Below are 17251 nucleotides of genomic sequence, written 5' to 3' on the forward strand. Positions count from 1 at the left end.
AGGGTTTATTTCGTATGCTCATTTTTAAGAGGATTATACTGTTTAAAAGTTTGTTCATTTCAATTAATGGAAAACCGTAGAGTTTCTATCCTTAAGTTGATGGGCATGTGAAGTCCCCCCAAATCGTTGTATTTCTGGTAAAATCCCTTCTTCATTTAGTGCACGGATGGCACCTATATAAGCGCTTCCCTTTACCCCGCCACCTTCAAATACTAAGTTACGAAATGGATATGCCATTCTATACCTCCAATAGAGAAATTTCCGATCTGTTATAGTATCGGAAGTATATTGAAATATATTCCAAATGGTATTAAGAAAGTTTCATGCCCTCCGATACGTATGGCGGAATTATCTTTATTCAATGGATGAATTGTTTGAAAGAGAAGGAATCTGCTTGGAATGGTAATTTAGTAGGATAGAAAACAGAAACGGAGCGTGTCTTTGGATGCACTGACTAATATCCCCTTTTGAAATCGTATATAACGTAACTTCTTTTCCGGTGCCTCCTCCTAGTAAAATCACGAGTCAGAAACCAAAAAACAATCTACATTGCATAAAGCCCTCACTCTCTTTAACATACAATCCAGTGAAATAATTTGTTTCAAATACGTAGAAATATGGTTTAACCAGCAATCAATGATCAGGTCTTCTTACCCTAAATAAACCTAAATCTATTTGTTTCCATACAGGAAGAGATAAATAGTTTTGTTCCCATTCATGGAATAGTACAATCTATGCAAAATTACATATCTAATTAATTGCTTTTAATGTTATATTTTAATAGCGATGAATGCTATTATTTCATAAGTTGTCAACAAGCGTTATGTACGAGAAAAAGGAAGGGGCCAAATAGACCTCTTCCTTTTTCTGCCAATTAACTGAATTATTCTCAGGTAAAAATTTAAATAGTGATGCTCATTTACAGACGTCTAATTATACATTTAACATGCTAGCTTTGCTTGATGCTAGAAAAATTAAAGATGGTAGCATTAAGTTATTAAGAGACAATAATTCATCAACACGAAGATAGATTTATTTTGGCTAGATAAATCTGGTGATAAATATACAGCTCATGAAGTAACAGAAAGTGTTTAAGTGAATGGGCAAACGAAAGATAATAGTAAATGGGTTTACAAATAGAGTCACATCATTCAACACAAAAGTTTCATGACTTTCAAATAGAGATCTTCAAACTCGCTAAAATGGACGCGAAAAGCACCTAATGTATCGATATAAGTAAAAATCACATCTTTTTCATTAAAGTGGATACCTTCCTGCGCTAAGTCATAGCTATCATCAAGGCTGTATAAATCAAAATATTCTTCTTCCCAATACAGGCCTCTGTTTACTAGTAATCGTGTAGAGTAAGTAATAGCTTGTTTAACATTCCATTTCTTATCTACTAACTTTTCAGTCATAATAGAAAGAAGGACATACCTATTCATATAACCGATAGTCAAATATATCCAGTTATTATTTTATATTGAAATAAATAAGGGTTCAAAGTTATTTTGTGAAAATTATACAAAAAGTAATAATTCATCGTTCACCCAACAATAGATAATCTAGGTAAAGAAAAATACTAGAGAATATCACAGTGTAGTAGTCTCTAGTATCTTTTCATAGTATTTTAACGTCTATGCAATACTGAGGGATAAAAAAGGACCTCTTACGGAAAGATAAGAGGTCATCAAGAAGATAAAAATGTTGTATTTGAAACACGCGAGTTTCTAATTCACATCATAACACAATATATCTATATATTCAATATATACATTAAAAGTAAGTAATGTATGGTCAAAAAACACACGTAATATTAATTTGGGACCGCATGTTTCCTCCTGTTATCCTATTTCTTCTACAATGGCGTGATTGTAACAATGGATGGTATCCTCTGTATACTGATGAGCAATTGTAGCAAGTTCTTCTAAAAACATACTATACTATAAAATTAAATTAACAAATATTATTTAATGGAGATCCATAATGAATAAAACAGAACTAATTAACCAAGTATCCGAGAAAACATCACTTACTAAAAAAGAGGCTACCGCATCTGTACAAGCTATGCTAGATCAAATTACACAATCTCTTCAAAAAGAGGAATCCGTACAGTTAATTAGATTTGGTACATTTGAAGTACGTGAGCTTTCTGCGCGTACTGGGCGCAATCCCCAAACGGGCGAAGAAATGCATATCCCAGGAGGAAAAGCACCTGCATTTAAAGCTGGGAAAGCTTTAAATGAGGCTGTTAAATAAGGGTTAAATTATCTATCTAAAAAGGAATGGAGATTTTTATCTCCATTCCTTTTTAAATTAATCATATATTTTTTCGGAAAATAATTAACTAGTTATTTATCATTTTCACGATTCCTTTACCCTGCAAACTCTTCTAGTGATAGTATTTGTTTTTTAGATGCTAGGCGCATCTTTTACTGCTAATTTTTTCTTACTTAAATAAACAGCTCGATCCGATTTTTTTGCAACTTCTTGTGAATGTGTCACAACAATTACACATTTATTTTCTTGATGAGCGAGCTCCTGGAACAAATCAATAATGTCATTTGCTGTTTCTTCATCAAGGTTTCCTGTCGGCTCATCCGCAATTAGTAAATCAACATTACAAGATAGTGCTCGAGCAATTGCTACACGTTGTTGTTGTCCGCCGCTCAGTTGCAAGATATTTCGTTTCGCTTCTACTTCTGTAAGTCCTACCTTCTCTAATAATTCTAATGCTCTTACTTTTTTATTTTGTACCTTTACACCTGTAATTTCCATTGCCGTTAATACATTCTGAAGAGCAGTCATATAGGTAATCAAATTATAAGATTGGAAAATTACAGATACATTTTGATTACGGTATCGATCCAAACCAATTTTTCGAATATCCTTGCCATTATACAGTACATAACCATTTTTAGGTATATCCAGCCCACAACCTAAGCTAAGAGTTGTGGTTTTACCAGATCCAGATGGCCCTAAAATCGTGTAGAAATGCCCTTTTTGAAAAGAAAAATTAACATTATCTAGTATCTTTACTTTTTTTCCGTTACTTTCATAATAATAATCTAAGTTTTTAAATTGTAAAATCGTCTCCATATCGAGCCTCCTTATTCATCTTTTAAAAGGATTTGTTTTGGATTTAAGCGTAGAATAGATAATGCTGGCAAAATAGTTGCTAATATAGCAATAGTCAGTCCAATTCCGCCCATTTTTCCTACATCCTCACCCGTTACACTTACATCAATCTTATCAATTGGATCTTCATTTTGGTTTTGTGGAGTATCACCAATTCCAGCTACCATTACACTACCATTTTGTGGATTGTCTTTTTCTTCGCTTGCTGTAGCAATTTCACTAGAAAGTAAGTTATCCCCTACGAATTGAGAAACTTTAGTTCCTGTTGTTAGGGATAATCCAAATGCTAAAATAGCAATACATACCACTTCTACTACGAACTGCGCCATCAGTTTCCATTTTTTCTCTCCAATGGACAATAGAATCCCCATTTCCTTACGACGTGTTTTAATCGATAACATAATAATTAATCCTAAGATAATCGCACCTGCAATAGATACCATATAGATAATCATTTGAGACGTAGAAGCGATATTTTCGATAGGACCAATCATTTGTTTGTACAATGAATCTTGTGCATCTAACTTAAAATACTTAAAATCAATATCAGATTTTTTTGCTTCTTTTTTAAATGCATCAATGTATTGTGGATCGTTCAATAAGTACACAACTTGAATACTACTACTCATACCTTCATCTGTTTCTAATTTTTTTAAAGTAGAGTAAGGCATATATAGTTTATTAGCTGGATTCATCATAGGAGGGGCATTTTGACCCATTGGTTGTTCATTCGTTTCATAAATACCGATAATTTCAATTTCAAGAGTTTCCTTCTTATCCCCTGATTGAACTTTAACTTTATCTCCTACTTTCAAATTGTTTTGTTCCGCTAATCGTTTTTCCATTAAAGCTACATTCTGATCTTGCATCTGTTCTGTAATTGGTTTCCCATCAATGATTTTACTTTTTCCATTTTTAAAACTTTCGTGTAATAAAGTCTTGCGAACTCCTTCTATCATAAGAGAAGAATTCATATCTATTTCTGAACCTGAACCTGATCCTCCCGCTATTGCAACGCTACCTTTTCCTTTTCCTTCTTCTCCTTCTGAAGCTCCTACTAATTTAAACCCATCCGCAATTCCGAAATTATGGGTTATATAATTATAGTCTTTTACATACTTGGACTTCGCTAATTGATCTGTTTCTTTTGTGTTAAGCTTTGGTGGTTTAGGCATCTCTCCCGTTTCCCTAGCTTGTTGACCTAATTTCTCAAAATCAAGACCTAAAGTAACATCTGCACCTAATTTTTTTCTTGCTGCATCCGCAGCTTTTTTTGATGCATTTTGAATTGTGAATCCTGCCAACACTAAATTTGTAACAATCAGAAAGACCGCCATCAAAATTAATGATGTTCCTATTCTTTTTTTCATACTGAGAATTGCGCGTTTTATAAAATTCATTTTTCCTAACCTCCTTGATAGTTGTTATTCTATATACACTATCTGGAGTTTATATGAAGATATTCAGTAGATTATCTAAAGATATTAGGTCTTATCTGGAGTGCATATGTAGTGATTTGTTAATATAGTCAAGAAAAGCTGGAACACAAATTAAAATATGTAATCGATTTTGAACATTGGTAAAGAGTCAATCCATTTAATGTGGAATGAGGACAAACGGAATAATAATAGGTATAAAATATTAGTCACCAACCAATTAACTTGAGGAAGGAATACAAACACGGGATAACTCCCTTTATTTATGACCCATACAGTACAAAATGAGATGCTATCGCTAGAAAAATTAGCCTCCTGCTTGGAATAACAATGTGGGCATTCTTTTTGCTTCATGACATTTACCACTTCTGATATATCTAGTACCCACACAAAAAGCACATATAAAAAAACCACCGAAAGGTGGCTATATTTTTAAGCGGCACGTGTTTGATCCGTTAATTTCACGTTTTTTGTTAGTCTTTCACCATTTCGATAAACGGTTACTTTAATTGTATCCCCCAATTTTTTCTTTTCATATAAATATTTACGGAATTGAACGACATTTTCTATTTTTTGTTCATCCAATGCAATCACAACATCATACTGTTGTAATCCGCCTTTTTCTGCTGATGATTGACTTGAGATATTCCCCAACATGGCACCACTTGTTATCTCTTTTGGTAATTTTAATTGATTACGTGCAGAATCTGTTATTTTCTCAATATCCAATAACTGTACACCCATCATTGGGCGTTTAACTGTTCCCTCTTTTTCAAGAGACTCTAGGGTTGTTTTGGCTACATGAATTGGGATTGCAAATCCAATTCCTTCCACTGCTTGTTGTGCAATTTTACTCGAATTAATTCCAATGACTTCACCCTGTTCATTAAACAAAGCTCCTCCACTATTCCCAGGATTAATAGCGGCATCTGTTTGAATTACCTGTGCTTGCCAATCAACTTGTTGATTTCCGAGGGTACTAACAGGTATTTCTCGTTCCTTGCTACTAATAATCCCCTTTGTTACACTACCTTCTAGTCCCAATGGATTCCCAATGGCTATTACCGTTTCCCCTGTACGAATTTTTTCTGAGTCTCCAAGTGTTGCGACTCTTTTTACATCTACCCCGTCAATTTCTAATACCGCTAAATCTAATAATGGATCTGTCCCTACTACTTTAGCGGGAACCTTTTTACCATTATTCAATTTCACTTCTACTTTATTCGCACCGTCTATCACATGATTATTTGTAACAATGAAAGCCTTATTGCCGTTTTTTTTATATATGACCCCCGACCCCGAACCAGCTTCTTCTGATTGATCTTGCGTATTAAATGAATCTGCATTTTGTTTATAGTTAATGACACCTACGACAACTTCTTTTGCAGATTCAATCATATTTTGAGGATTGCTCACATCTTCTGGTTTGTAAGAGATCGGCGTAGCCTGATTTACTTCGTTATGCTTAGGAGATTGACCTGCACTTCCTTTGATTTCATTTATATAAGGCGTGGTCAATCCAATGGTAATTGCACCAATCACTGCACCAATTATTCCTGTGAAAAAATACCCTGTTTTTTTATAGACTTTATTCCTATTGCTTTCTGTTTGATTTGTATCATAGTGTCCCATTGTGAACATCCCTTTCTCCTTTAATTTACAATTGAATATCTTTATCTTGATATTTGAAATACGATGTATGAATGTAATATTTAAGAATCATCATTTCAAAAAAAGAAAATTTTACCTTTGGGCATGGTTTAAACATACATCAACTGTTTTTTCGTAGGGGTAACATTATATTTGAAATTTCCTATGAATATATGTATGACGATATTCAAACCCACTTCAAACTTGTTTCTAAAAAAAAGAGCCTATTCGGCTCTCAACAAATAGTGTATTCAATGTACAAAGTAGCATGCGTGTTTATACAGGTGGTTTGCAAAAAGTGGAAACAAGGGACAATAAACATCCATTAGCCTATTTATTCTTTTGTTATAAACTTAGATCCTAGCATTCTCGTGAGAATGGATGGTAATAAGTTTGTGTGTAAATAAGAAGGAAGGGATAAAATTTGATAGATTGTGTAAGTCGTCAACATCATGTATCATTCCTTTCTATTTGGTACATGTATCATACAAACTTAATCTGTATTCTATATGGAGTTAATCTAGAGTTATAGTAAAGACTTTCCGTACCTAATTATGGAATACAAAAATAGAGAGAATCAATTTGATCCTCCCTATTTTTATTCACTAGACTTATATAGCTTTCTTTTATTTACACTTGTGTATTTATTTAAGCACGGCGCTAATTTTAATTTTTGTTTTTTCTCTTTTATGCGACTATTATTCGAATGAGGGGCCATCCACAGTTGTACATCTAATAAAGAAAGAATGATGTTTGATTCCAGTGACATCTTGATTACCTCCCTCTGTCTTGTTATGTATATAACCTATCTCATGCATCTGGAGCTGATTTGAAATACATGTAGTTTTCTTGTGAAGTTTTTATAGTGTTTCTAATACGTCTCCACATCAACTCCAGATTAGAAGGTTATAATGACTACAAGAGGTGATATTATGAAGAACTATCACATTCTGGTGGTAGAAGATGATCAAGAAATACAAGAATTAATCAAACAATTTTTAATGACACAACAGTATAAAGTTATAGTTGCATCAGATGGATTAGAGGGCATGAAACAATTTAATAAGCAATCCTTCGATTTAATTCTTCTAGATGTGATGATGCCAAACCTGAATGGATTTGAAGTTGCCAAAATGATTCGAAGTCAGTCAAATATACCAATTATTATGCTAACCGCGCTAGAAGAAGAACAAGATCAAATGAAAGGATTCGACCTTGGAATCGATGATTATATTACGAAACCTTTTTCTTTTCATGTTTTGATGAGACGAGTCGAAGCGGTACTGAGAAGAAGTAATAATCAAAGTACGGATAATCATTTTGTATTTAGAGAACTACATGTCGATGGCGATGCATATAAAGTATATGTAAATAAAATCGAGGTTCCCCTAACGACAAAAGAATTTGAAATTTTGCAACTACTACTTCAAAATGAAAAAAAGGTACTCACAAGAGAAAATATCGTAGAAAAAATTTGGGGATATGAGTATGCCGGAGACACACGAATGATTGATACACATATGAAAAACATACGAAAAAAATTAGATATACCCTATATTAAAACAGTAAAGGGCATTGGTTATAAAATCGATGAATAAAATTGTAAAAATCATGAAGATGAAGAGAATTACCTATAAACTCTTTATGACTACATCCCTCATTTTGTTAGCCTTTGCAACCTTAATTTATGTAACTTTATACTTCTTTCTCCCTAAATTTTATGAAAAATACAAAACAGATCAGCTTCAAACGGGAATCGAAGAAATAATTGATAAATCTAAAGATCTTACGCTTCAAAATGCAACACCACTTGTTGATGAATATGCCCAAAAAAATAATGCAGTGATATATCTTCAAGATAATGAGGGAAGGATTATTTATTATCCTTTTCTTCAAAGTACTTTTCAAGGGAGTACTATTCAAGAGGGTACTGTTCGAGGGAGTACTGTTCAGGGGGGTACTCCGGCAAAAGGTTTTGTTACAACAGTACCAATAAAAGGTTTGGCTCAATCTCGTAATTCATATGAGGCTACCAAGCCAATACAATTCCAAGATGTTAACTTAACACTTGTGGTGTTCGCAACATTTCAACCAATCGATGAAGCTTCACAGGTCTTGGTACGTTTTCTACCCTATATTAGTATCATTGTACTGGTTATTGGTTTAGGAAGTGCTTATCTCTATTCAAGGTTTATTACTAAACCACTTATTTATATTAATAAAGGTGCACAAAAGATGGCAAACTTGGATTTCTCTGAAAAAATTGAGGTTCGTTCTATGGATGAATTAGGAGAATTGTCCAATAGCTTGAATGATATGTCCATAAATTTACAACAAGCAATTTTTGATTTACAAAAAGCGAATCAGCAATTAAAAAGTGATATTGAAAAAGAAAGAGAAATAGAAACAAAGCGAAGGGAATTCTTTGCTATTGTAGCACATGAATTAAAAACTCCTCTTACTGTTATGAAAGGATACTTAGAAGGGATGATATATAATATCGGCCCTTATCAAAATCGTGACCAATATTTAAAGAAAAATTATCAAATAATTGAAAGTCTGGAACAACTGGTTCGCGAAATTTTAAGCATGTCAAAATTAGAACAACATACCTTTAAACTTCAAGTGGAAGAAGTAAATCTTTCGAAATCAATAGATACAATCACAAAAAACCTCGAATTTTTTGCTTCTCAAAAAGGCATTCAAATAATAAAAGAAGTCGATTCTGACATTTTTGTTTATACGGATTATGTTCTTTTAGAAAAAGCTTGTAAAAACATCATTCATAATGCGATTATGTATTCACCGTATAACGAAAAAGTCTATATAAAGTTAACAAAGGATTCTAAACAAAACAACATCCAAATGCGAGTTATCAATACAGGTGTCAAAATAAAAGAAGAAGATATACAACATATTTTCAAACCATTTTATCGAATCGAAAAGTCAAGAAATCGAAATACGGGAGGGAGTGGCTTAGGGTTATATATTGTAAAACAAATTTTTGAATCCCTTTTTATCACGTATTCTATAAATAATACCAAACAAGGCGTAGCATTTTTAGTTACCATTCCATTATCCAGCAAATAAACAACAAAAGAGTCTCCATCTCATCCTTAGAAGTGAAATGGAGATTCTCCTTTTTTTAAAAGCTTCAAATCATAGATTCTTTTTTCATTTCTATTGTCTTTAAAGACAACCTGTATTCAAAAGTTTACTTTAAAAGGTTCTGTTGCAAAGTTTTGAAGACTAAGCTAAACTTTTGCAACATAGAGTTAGGAGAATCATACATGAAATATTTTAAAGGAGAGCAATTTAAACAAGATATTATTTTGGTAGCCATTGGCTATTACTGTCGTTTGTTTTAGGGGTACGGCAACGATTCTTTCTTTTGTTGCCACTCACAAGTGATTAAATCAAGAAGGTCAAAGGAAATTGGAACAAACATAGTTTAATCTTGGTATATTTTTCAACATACTAAAAGTGCATATCCAACCAAATTTAGTGATAGAGTATGCACCTTAAATTTTTTGTTTATCTTTTTTATGAATACACTTTTGTACATATGCGTTTTAAATAATGATGTCTAATACTAAGGAAATAAATCATTTGCATACAAATAAAGATTACTAATACAACAATTGAACTTTGTAGAACAGACATTTCCTTACTTACTGTTTGTCCTAATTGATGAAACGTTAGAAACGCAAAACTGCTATGAACCATAGCCACTACAATCGGTAAGAAAAATAGTAATATCATTTGTCTTGTTACGATTTGTTTTAACTCACTTTGGCTTAATCCTAATTTTGAAATCATTTGATATTGCTCTTGATCTCGTTCTAAATCAGTAAATAGACGAAAATATAAAAAGCTTAGCGTAAATACAAAAAATACAATTCCCACCATTACACTTGAAATAGAAAGTAATCCGTTTTGTTGTTTCAATTCAATCCATTTTAAATATAAAGATGAAAAGGCATAATAATCCTCTTGATTCGTACCAATGAACTTCATAAGGTTTGTAGAAATCCCACTTGTTTCAGACCAATTTTTAACGATAAAACCGTATATAGTGTAATCTCGGAGTACGCCTTCTTGTTGAACATTTAGCACCTTATTGTAAACAGCATCAGAGACAATAACAGGTTTAACAAACGTGCCCGTAAATTCTGTAATATAAACTGTTTTTTGAACAGCAAGTGGTACTTCTAGTTCACCATGCCTTAATTCAAAAGGTTCTAGATCCTCAGCATATTTGTGATTTTTCTCTGATCGTATAACGATACTTTCATTTTCATTTGTTAATTTCTCTATTTCATACCCTAATTTTTTAGCGTATTCATTATACGTAGAAAGATTAATTAAAACCGGACCACTTTGTACCCTTTTAAATTTTGTTGCTAAAATTTTATATGAAAATTCAGATTCTTTTGATTGTTTTTTTATCTCTTCAATATGCATTTTTTCTTGTATATTCCCCTTATCTGAACGATAGGTAAATGCATATGGTGTCTCATGCTTTGCCAATTCAGGATTTGCAATAGCCGTACAAACTCCAATTGCTGTAAAAGATATTGCAGATATAATTGAAACGATAAAAAACGTTATCGCATTATCTTTCATGCGATACATTAATTCTGAAATAACAAGGAGGTTGGTTCTTTTAAAAAATGTAGTTTCTCTATTTTTTAAAGCAGATAACACATATACACACAATTGAGTAAAGAAAAAATAGGTCCCACATACAATGAATACGACTCCTACTCCTACGAGTAGGAATAATTGATTTAAACGCATGTAATCGACCGCAGCGATACTGTGGTGAATGCAGGAGTAACCCGCTCCAAATAAAATAAGTACCAACAAGGAGATCCAAACAGACACTATTGGCTCAGGTTTTGGTTTTTCCTCTGATTTTATAAGTTCTACAAGCTCATTCATTTTCACCATTTTTGATGTGAACAATGAAATAAGTAGAAATAAAACAAAAAAGGACATTGCTGTTACTACTATTGCCTTGAATGGAAAGTAAAATGCTAACGTTTGCTCTACTCCTAATAAAGACCCACTAACCAGTAAAAACAATTTAGAAAAAACCATTCCTAGTCCGATTCCTACTACTATAGAAGGGATTCCAATCAACATATTTTCGAAAAAAATTAATCGATGAAACTGTTGATGAGACATTCCGTGTAACATTAATAATCCAAACTCTTTTTTTCTATTTTTTAAAAATGCACTAACAGAATAGAAAATAAATAAGAAAGAAAAAACAAAGATTAAGTAATACGATAAATGAAATCCTATTTTCCCAAATGTACTCATGATGGTACTTACATGAGTTAGTTCACCTTGTAGGTTCGGATGAAAGACAAGTAGCCCATAAGTGAAAAAAATCAATACCGCAAATGTACTACTAAAAAAATGACCTAGATATATTCGTTTATTCCGTAAAACATTATTGAGTGCAAGTTGTCGAAAAGTCATGTTTATTTCCCCCTAACATAGAAAGACTATCCATAATTTTTTATAGAATAATGGACGATCGTCTTTACAATTAACTTCATTGAATAACTGGCCATCTTTAATAAAAATTATGCGGTCACAGTAACTTGCAGCAACTGGATCGTGCATTACTAACATCATTGTTGCCTTTTCCTCTTTATTTAATTGTGTTAATAACTCCATTACATCTTGAGAAGCTTTAGAATCTAAGTTTCCTGTTGGCTCATCGACAAGAACCAATTTAGGAGAATGAATGAGTGCACGGGCAATCGCTATTCGCTGTGCGTGTCCATCAGAAATTTCATATGTTCGTTTATTTAAAATTTCACTGTTTCCTAATTTTTTTGAAATAGATTCTACTCTTTTATTTATTCTTTTCACATTTATGCCATCTAATACGAGCGGAAGAACCCTATTCTCTTTTACTGTTAATGTATGCAACAAATTAAAGGATTGAAAAACGAATCCTAACCCCTGTCTGCGAAATAAGGCCAAATCATTGGATGAGAGTTGATACGGATTTTTATTATGAATGAATACACTTCCTGATGTTGGCAAGTCAATAGGAGAAACCATATTCAATAATGTTGTTTTTCCACTACTCGAAGGGCCCATAATCCTAACAAATCCCCCCTCTGTAATTATTAAATTAATATTTTAAAGTGCTATATCTGGAACCTTCCCTGTATATTCTTTACCAAGATCTTTTACTTTTACTATTTTCATATGAGAAATCCCCTCCAATTTTACACATTAAGTATGAGAGTTGATTGATGATCCTCTTATCTCCTGTGCATGTACTATACAAACAAAAGCGAAGTCTTCAAACGGACTCCGCCTTTTCGATGTATCATGAATTATAGTCAGTACTAGTAGCCTCTTCATAATATTTCCTCATACATTCATGTCTCTGTTTATTTCTTAAAAAATTTGCAACAGAACCCAATTTACGTTATTTTCTTGCGGAAATAGGTTGAGACCAAATATCTTCGTCATTTTCATTTAAATGTACTTCAAAAACATATATAGGTTGAGAAAAACCTTTTGTATCAGTGTAGTAATCTATATTATATTTTGTAATGAATAAGGTATCACCTGCTTTGAAAGATCCTATAGGATCAAATTCTCCTTGTTTCAGTTTTTGAAATGCTTCCTTTGGAGAAAGAATTTCGACATCTCGAACATGTGATTTTTTTGTAACATAATCTTTGTAAACAGGCATTTTTTTCCCTTCGTCTTGTAACTCAATTGATGTTTTTATAGTAACATGAGACATATCAGTTTTTGTAATGGAATCAATAGGCATATTTCCAAATTCCTTCATTTGATACGAAATCATTATTCCGATTGCGACAAAACTTACTGTAATGGGAAGGTATAAATATTTAATTATTTTTGTATCTGTTTCATTTTTTTTCAAAAATATAAGAACTATGTTTAGCACAGAATAGCCTAGCATCATGCCTAAAGTATTATGAAGTAAATCGGCTAGTTCCATACTTCCACGTTGCATTGTAAATTCAAGAATTTCAATTAATAAACTTGCTAAAATTGAGATAATTAACATCCATTTTGTTTTTTGAAAAACCTTACTAAATAAAGGGAATAAAATTCCTAACGGAAACAGCATACCTATATTTAAAATAATATGGAAAAAAGAAGAAAACGAAAAGTTATTCCATGCTTTTTTATAAACACTAAGTACATCGAAATCAAACGTTCTTGCAAAAACCATATCATCTGAACGACCAAATGAAGTAGCTGATAATGCAAAGGAATAGTAACCTGCTATTAATACAAACAATATAATTTGTTGTACAGTAAGTTTTGTTTCTCCTTTACATATCTTTTTGTATACTACAAAATAGCTAAAAACAAATACAAGTAGTAACAAGAATGTGAGTAGTATCGTAGGAATCGCATAACTAGCGATTAGATCAAAAATAAAGTTCATTTTACACCTCTGTTTTTATGAATAAAACATTTAATAATTTTTATATATTATTCTAGATAGATTGTTACTCTTAATAAAAATTAACATAGGATTTTATACTGGTATCCTTATTCTATTGATTGCATATGCCATTTCCTTTTAGAGTTATCTTTTTTATGAATGTAACTTTGTACATATGCGTTTTATATAGTGATTTCTAATAATAAGGAAGTAAATAATTTGCTTGCAAATTACTCTTACTAATATAACAATTATGCTTTGAATAGCGGACATTTTCCGATTTGTTTTTTGCCCTAATCGATGCAAAGTTAGAAATGCAAAAACGTTGTGAATCATAGTAACTACAATCTGTAAGAAAAATAGAATCATCATTTGTCTTGTCATTATTGATGGTCTAGTTTTGTATTTCTTCATTTAAATTGTAATACTCGGTCAAATATTTCAAAAACTAAAATAACTTGATATCCCAACACAGATTTTTTCCTGAATGTATCTGTTATTCATTGTAGTAGTGAGATTACTTTTCTCATATTGAATTACCTTACATTTTTCTTACACGCTCGTAATATTTCTGAAAATACAGTTTATAGTTCTCTTAGTAATGACTCTTTTGGGAGATATAGCAAAGAGAGTTTTTTTATATGTACATCACTATACCGAACTAGATTTCGGTATTTTTTTGCAATTTATTATGTTTTCTTTACCAAACACGTATAAAAATCAATATCATGAACGTAAACTACTGAGCAAAAATTTACTTTTGTTTTTATTGAAACATCAAGTTCTTCCTCATATTAAAGTGGAACAATTTTATTACTTAGATTGTCTATTAAATGTGTTCCTAAAATTAGATGTTCAATTTAGATATAATAAATCCCATTTGAAATCTAATCTTATGTATTACAAAAATATGAAAGGACTTTTTATTTTGAAAAGGATGCAAAAGAAGGGTGAGTATTTAAGAGGTACAAGCTTAATCCTTTTACAGGTAAAGCATTGCAAGTGAGATTGAAGAAGGAATAACTCAAATACTAGCTTATCAATCATATAAACATCTTACATGTGCTTTAACCTATAAAATTTTAGCTGCAGAAGGATTGTTACCCCATGTTCTCTTTACTTACATCAGTATGAAAAACCTAGGAGAAACCATATATTCTTGAAAGAGGTTGAAAATTTATGTTCATATTAAGGAAGTTCTTTAACATTACACATTACAAAAAAATTGTACCTGTCATATTACTTTCATGCGCGACACTGATAGGCTGTTCTAATAGTAATACGCAATCAGAATCAACTAAACAAACAAATCGAACCAATCAAGTTAAGCAAGAAAATATAGGTAATCATGCTTTTGCTAAACTTGAAAAAGAATATAACGCTAAGCTTGGTATTTACGCACTGGACACAAGTACGAATCAAACTGTTGCTTACCATGCAGATGATCGTTTTGCATTTGCCTCTACATCTAAATCATTAGCAGTGGGAGCTCTTTTACGTCAGAATTCAATAGAAGCTCTTGATGAAAGAATTACGTATACACGTGAAGACCTATCTAATTATAATCCAATTACTGAAAAGCATGTGGATACAGGAATGACGTTAAAAGAACTTGCAGATGCTTCTGTTCGATATAGTGACAGTACGGCACATAATTTAATTCTTAAAAAGTTAGGTGGTCCATCCGCATTTGAAAAAATCTTGAGGGAAATGGGTGATACTGTTACTAACTCCGAACGATTTGAACCTGAATTAAATGAAATAAATCCAGGAGAAACACATGATACGAGTACACCAAAAGCAATCGCTAAGACGCTTGAATCTTTTACATTAGGAACTGTACTACCATCTGAGAAACGTGAACTGTTAGTAGATTGGATGAAGAGAAATACGACTGGGGATAAATTAATTCGTGCGGGTGTACCAAAAGGATGGGAAGTAGCTGATAAAACAGGTGCAGGATCTTATGGAACAAGGAATGATATCGCAATTATTTGGCCACCAAATAAAAAGCCGATTGTTCTTTCCATCCTTTCTAATCATGATAAAGAAGATGCAGAATACGATGATACACTTATTGCAGACGCTACTAAAATCGTGTTAGAAACTCTAAAGGTTACGAATAAATAAAAATAGGTTAAAAGTTTTCCATTTTAGTCACGTGTATTCTCTGTTAACAGACAAATGCATGCTACTCAAGTCAACTACTCCCACTGAGATGAAGCGTTTCAGTGGGGGCTTGAGTTAGAACTCTAGGTCTTTTCTTCTATCGCTAGACAGTTTGACGCTCTAGAATTCATGCCACCGTAAGGTAACACCCCAAGTATGTTTTGGGTTGGTACTAGCAACGAACTATCGCTTTCCCACTTGCACCACCCTTTCAAAAAAGAGCAATTCTTCCTTGTGGAAGAAGCCACCACTCAGATGAATCCGACGTGTACTACAAGCCTCGACAAGTCGAATACACATGGATGGTTGAAGTACCCACTAAGCTATGCGCGAAGTAACAGCCTTACGTTTGTGCACTTCTAATAGAATCGGCGTTTTCACTTTAAGATTTTCATCTGATACAGTAAGATCAATTACTTCTTGTAATAGACTTTTTACTGTATCTATTTTTATCTTATTTGTTTTTTCTAATATCTTGTACTTCTATTGTTTGATCGTTATGACTGGTACTTGCTCGGTGTCAGAAATTTTACTGTAACCATAATAGAGTAGAAAAAATAATAAAATAATTGTCCAAATAAATATAAACACTTTATAATCATACTTCATATGAAAAACCTCATTTTCCCTATATAAGTGAATGTACATACACCTTATAAATTCAATTACATAAATTATTGGATGTTTTAGTTGTAAAAAATCATTAAAAATTAGAAATCGTTATTCATAAACATATCCAAGAAATCTTCAAAAAAATATCATCTAGGCATTTTAACATTTCATAAAAATGCACAGATGATATTTTTACGTTTAGCTAAGTAATGCTTTTTATGTAATAAATTTTTATCTCTATTTCACCTTAATGTTTATATGTACAAGAGTCTGTGTAGCAACTAGGCTGTACTTTAAATATGTACTAATTTGTGTGTGTGGGAAAGGAAGCACATGTTATTTAAAGTTGTTACTTTAAACCCCTTAATTAGTTGGTAGTCTTCTTCATTCGGACAGAAAGGAAATTTAAAGTGTGCACGTATTTTCAACTCAGGCTCTTTACTACACACACTCCTATCCACATAAAAACATCTATAGCTTTTTGTAACAATACAGAAATTAAAGGAAATAAAAATGAAACAATTTTAATGTTGAGTAACATCTTTGTAACGCAAATGTAACATAAATTATTTAATCATACAATACTTTTTTAACTAATTATCAACAAAGTTCTATTAATATCGCTCAAGTTTAATAATGTTCCCATAGACTATTACAATTAGAGTTGCTTGTGTTTTATCGTTTTCCGACAGAAGACTCCTTCCTCAAAAATGTGAAGGTGTGAAACATCAATTTTAGGTGGGAGATGAATGTCGGTTGGCATAAGCCAACATATTTGCTATCA

General features: G+C 32.2%; 10 protein-coding genes and 6 pseudogenes. 6 read left to right on the top strand and 10 right to left on the bottom strand.

What is annotated here, in order from left to right:
* Window positions 1-108: 108 nt before the first annotated feature.
* A pseudogene (locus ACS2CR_RS28905) lies at window positions 109-237 on the bottom strand (patatin-like phospholipase family protein); the annotation flags it as partial.
* Window positions 238-1151: 914 nt separating this feature from the next.
* A pseudogene (locus ACS2CR_RS28910) lies at window positions 1152-1433 on the bottom strand (hypothetical protein); the annotation flags it as partial.
* 553 nt (window positions 1434-1986) lie between these two features.
* On the opposite strand from ACS2CR_RS28910, the gene ACS2CR_RS28915 reads away from it, so the two are divergent.
* Window positions 1987-2259: an HU family DNA-binding protein gene (locus ACS2CR_RS28915; RefSeq protein ID WP_153602862.1), complete on the top strand. Its 273-nt coding sequence runs from the start codon at window positions 1987-1989 to the stop codon at window positions 2257-2259.
* Window positions 2260-2412: 153 nt separating this feature from the next.
* Here the strand turns inward: ACS2CR_RS28915 and ACS2CR_RS28920 are convergent, their stop codons facing one another.
* The 4 genes from ACS2CR_RS28920 to ACS2CR_RS28935 all read right to left on the bottom strand — a co-directional run bounded on the left by ACS2CR_RS28920 (window position 2413) and on the right by ACS2CR_RS28935 (window position 6993).
* On the bottom strand, window positions 2413-3099 hold the full coding sequence (locus tag ACS2CR_RS28920) for an ABC transporter ATP-binding protein (protein ID WP_043938388.1): 687 nt from the start codon (window positions 3097-3099) through the stop codon (window positions 2413-2415).
* 11 nt (window positions 3100-3110) lie between these two features.
* On the bottom strand, window positions 3111-4538 hold the full coding sequence (locus ACS2CR_RS28925) for an ABC transporter permease (protein WP_153602863.1): 1428 nt from the start codon (window positions 4536-4538) through the stop codon (window positions 3111-3113).
* Between the two features lie 468 nt (window positions 4539-5006).
* Window positions 5007-6215: a S1C family serine protease gene (locus ACS2CR_RS28930; RefSeq protein ID WP_153602864.1), complete on the bottom strand. Its 1209-nt coding sequence runs from the start codon at window positions 6213-6215 to the stop codon at window positions 5007-5009.
* 607 nt (window positions 6216-6822) lie between these two features.
* Window positions 6823-6993, bottom strand: a complete 171-nt coding sequence (locus ACS2CR_RS28935; protein WP_016084396.1) for a hypothetical protein — start codon at window positions 6991-6993, stop codon at window positions 6823-6825.
* A gap of 163 nt (window positions 6994-7156) precedes the next feature.
* Here ACS2CR_RS28935 and ACS2CR_RS28940 point away from each other — a divergent pair, with 163 nt between their 5' ends.
* The 3 genes and pseudogenes from ACS2CR_RS28940 to ACS2CR_RS28950 form a co-directional block, all read left to right on the top strand.
* Entirely contained in the window at window positions 7157-7822 is a 666-nt protein-coding gene (locus tag ACS2CR_RS28940) for a response regulator transcription factor (RefSeq protein ID WP_043316660.1), read from the top strand.
* Between the two features lie 13 nt (window positions 7823-7835).
* Entirely contained in the window at window positions 7836-9314 is a 1479-nt protein-coding gene (locus ACS2CR_RS28945; protein WP_153602868.1) for a sensor histidine kinase, read from the top strand.
* A 200-nt stretch (window positions 9315-9514) separates the two neighbouring features.
* A pseudogene (locus tag ACS2CR_RS28950) lies at window positions 9515-9583 on the top strand (IS6 family transposase); the annotation flags it as partial.
* 184 nt (window positions 9584-9767) lie between these two features.
* Here the strand turns inward: ACS2CR_RS28950 and ACS2CR_RS28955 are convergent.
* Window positions 9768-11714, bottom strand: a complete 1947-nt coding sequence (locus tag ACS2CR_RS28955) for an FtsX-like permease family protein (protein ID WP_153602865.1) — start codon at window positions 11712-11714, stop codon at window positions 9768-9770.
* Window positions 11686-12458 (bottom strand): annotated as a pseudogene (locus ACS2CR_RS28960) (ABC transporter ATP-binding protein). The gene ACS2CR_RS28955 and the pseudogene ACS2CR_RS28960 overlap by 29 nt, the downstream one beginning before the upstream one ends.
* A gap of 56 nt (window positions 12459-12514) precedes the next feature.
* On the opposite strand from ACS2CR_RS28960, the pseudogene ACS2CR_RS28965 reads away from it, so the two are divergent.
* A pseudogene (locus ACS2CR_RS28965) lies at window positions 12515-12595 on the top strand (IS6 family transposase); the annotation flags it as partial.
* 89 nt (window positions 12596-12684) lie between these two features.
* Here ACS2CR_RS28965 and ACS2CR_RS28970 read toward each other — a convergent pair.
* Window positions 12685-13686, bottom strand: coding sequence for a VanZ family protein (locus tag ACS2CR_RS28970; protein ID WP_153602866.1), 1002 nt, complete (start codon window positions 13684-13686; stop codon window positions 12685-12687).
* Between the two features lie 153 nt (window positions 13687-13839).
* Window positions 13840-14073: pseudogene (locus ACS2CR_RS28975) on the bottom strand (ABC transporter permease); the annotation flags it as partial.
* Between the two features lie 792 nt (window positions 14074-14865).
* On the opposite strand from ACS2CR_RS28975, the gene blaIII reads away from it, so the two are divergent.
* The gene (gene blaIII / locus ACS2CR_RS28980) at window positions 14866-15816 is read left to right on the top strand and encodes a class A beta-lactamase BlaIII (protein WP_153602867.1); all 951 of its coding nucleotides are present in this window, start codon (window positions 14866-14868) and stop codon (window positions 15814-15816) included.
* The last annotated feature ends 1435 nt before the right edge of the window (window positions 15817-17251 follow it).

The organism is Bacillus cereus group sp. BceL291 (assembly GCF_051776705.1).
Lineage (GTDB): Bacteria > Bacillota > Bacilli > Bacillales > Bacillaceae_G > Bacillus_A > Bacillus_A cereus.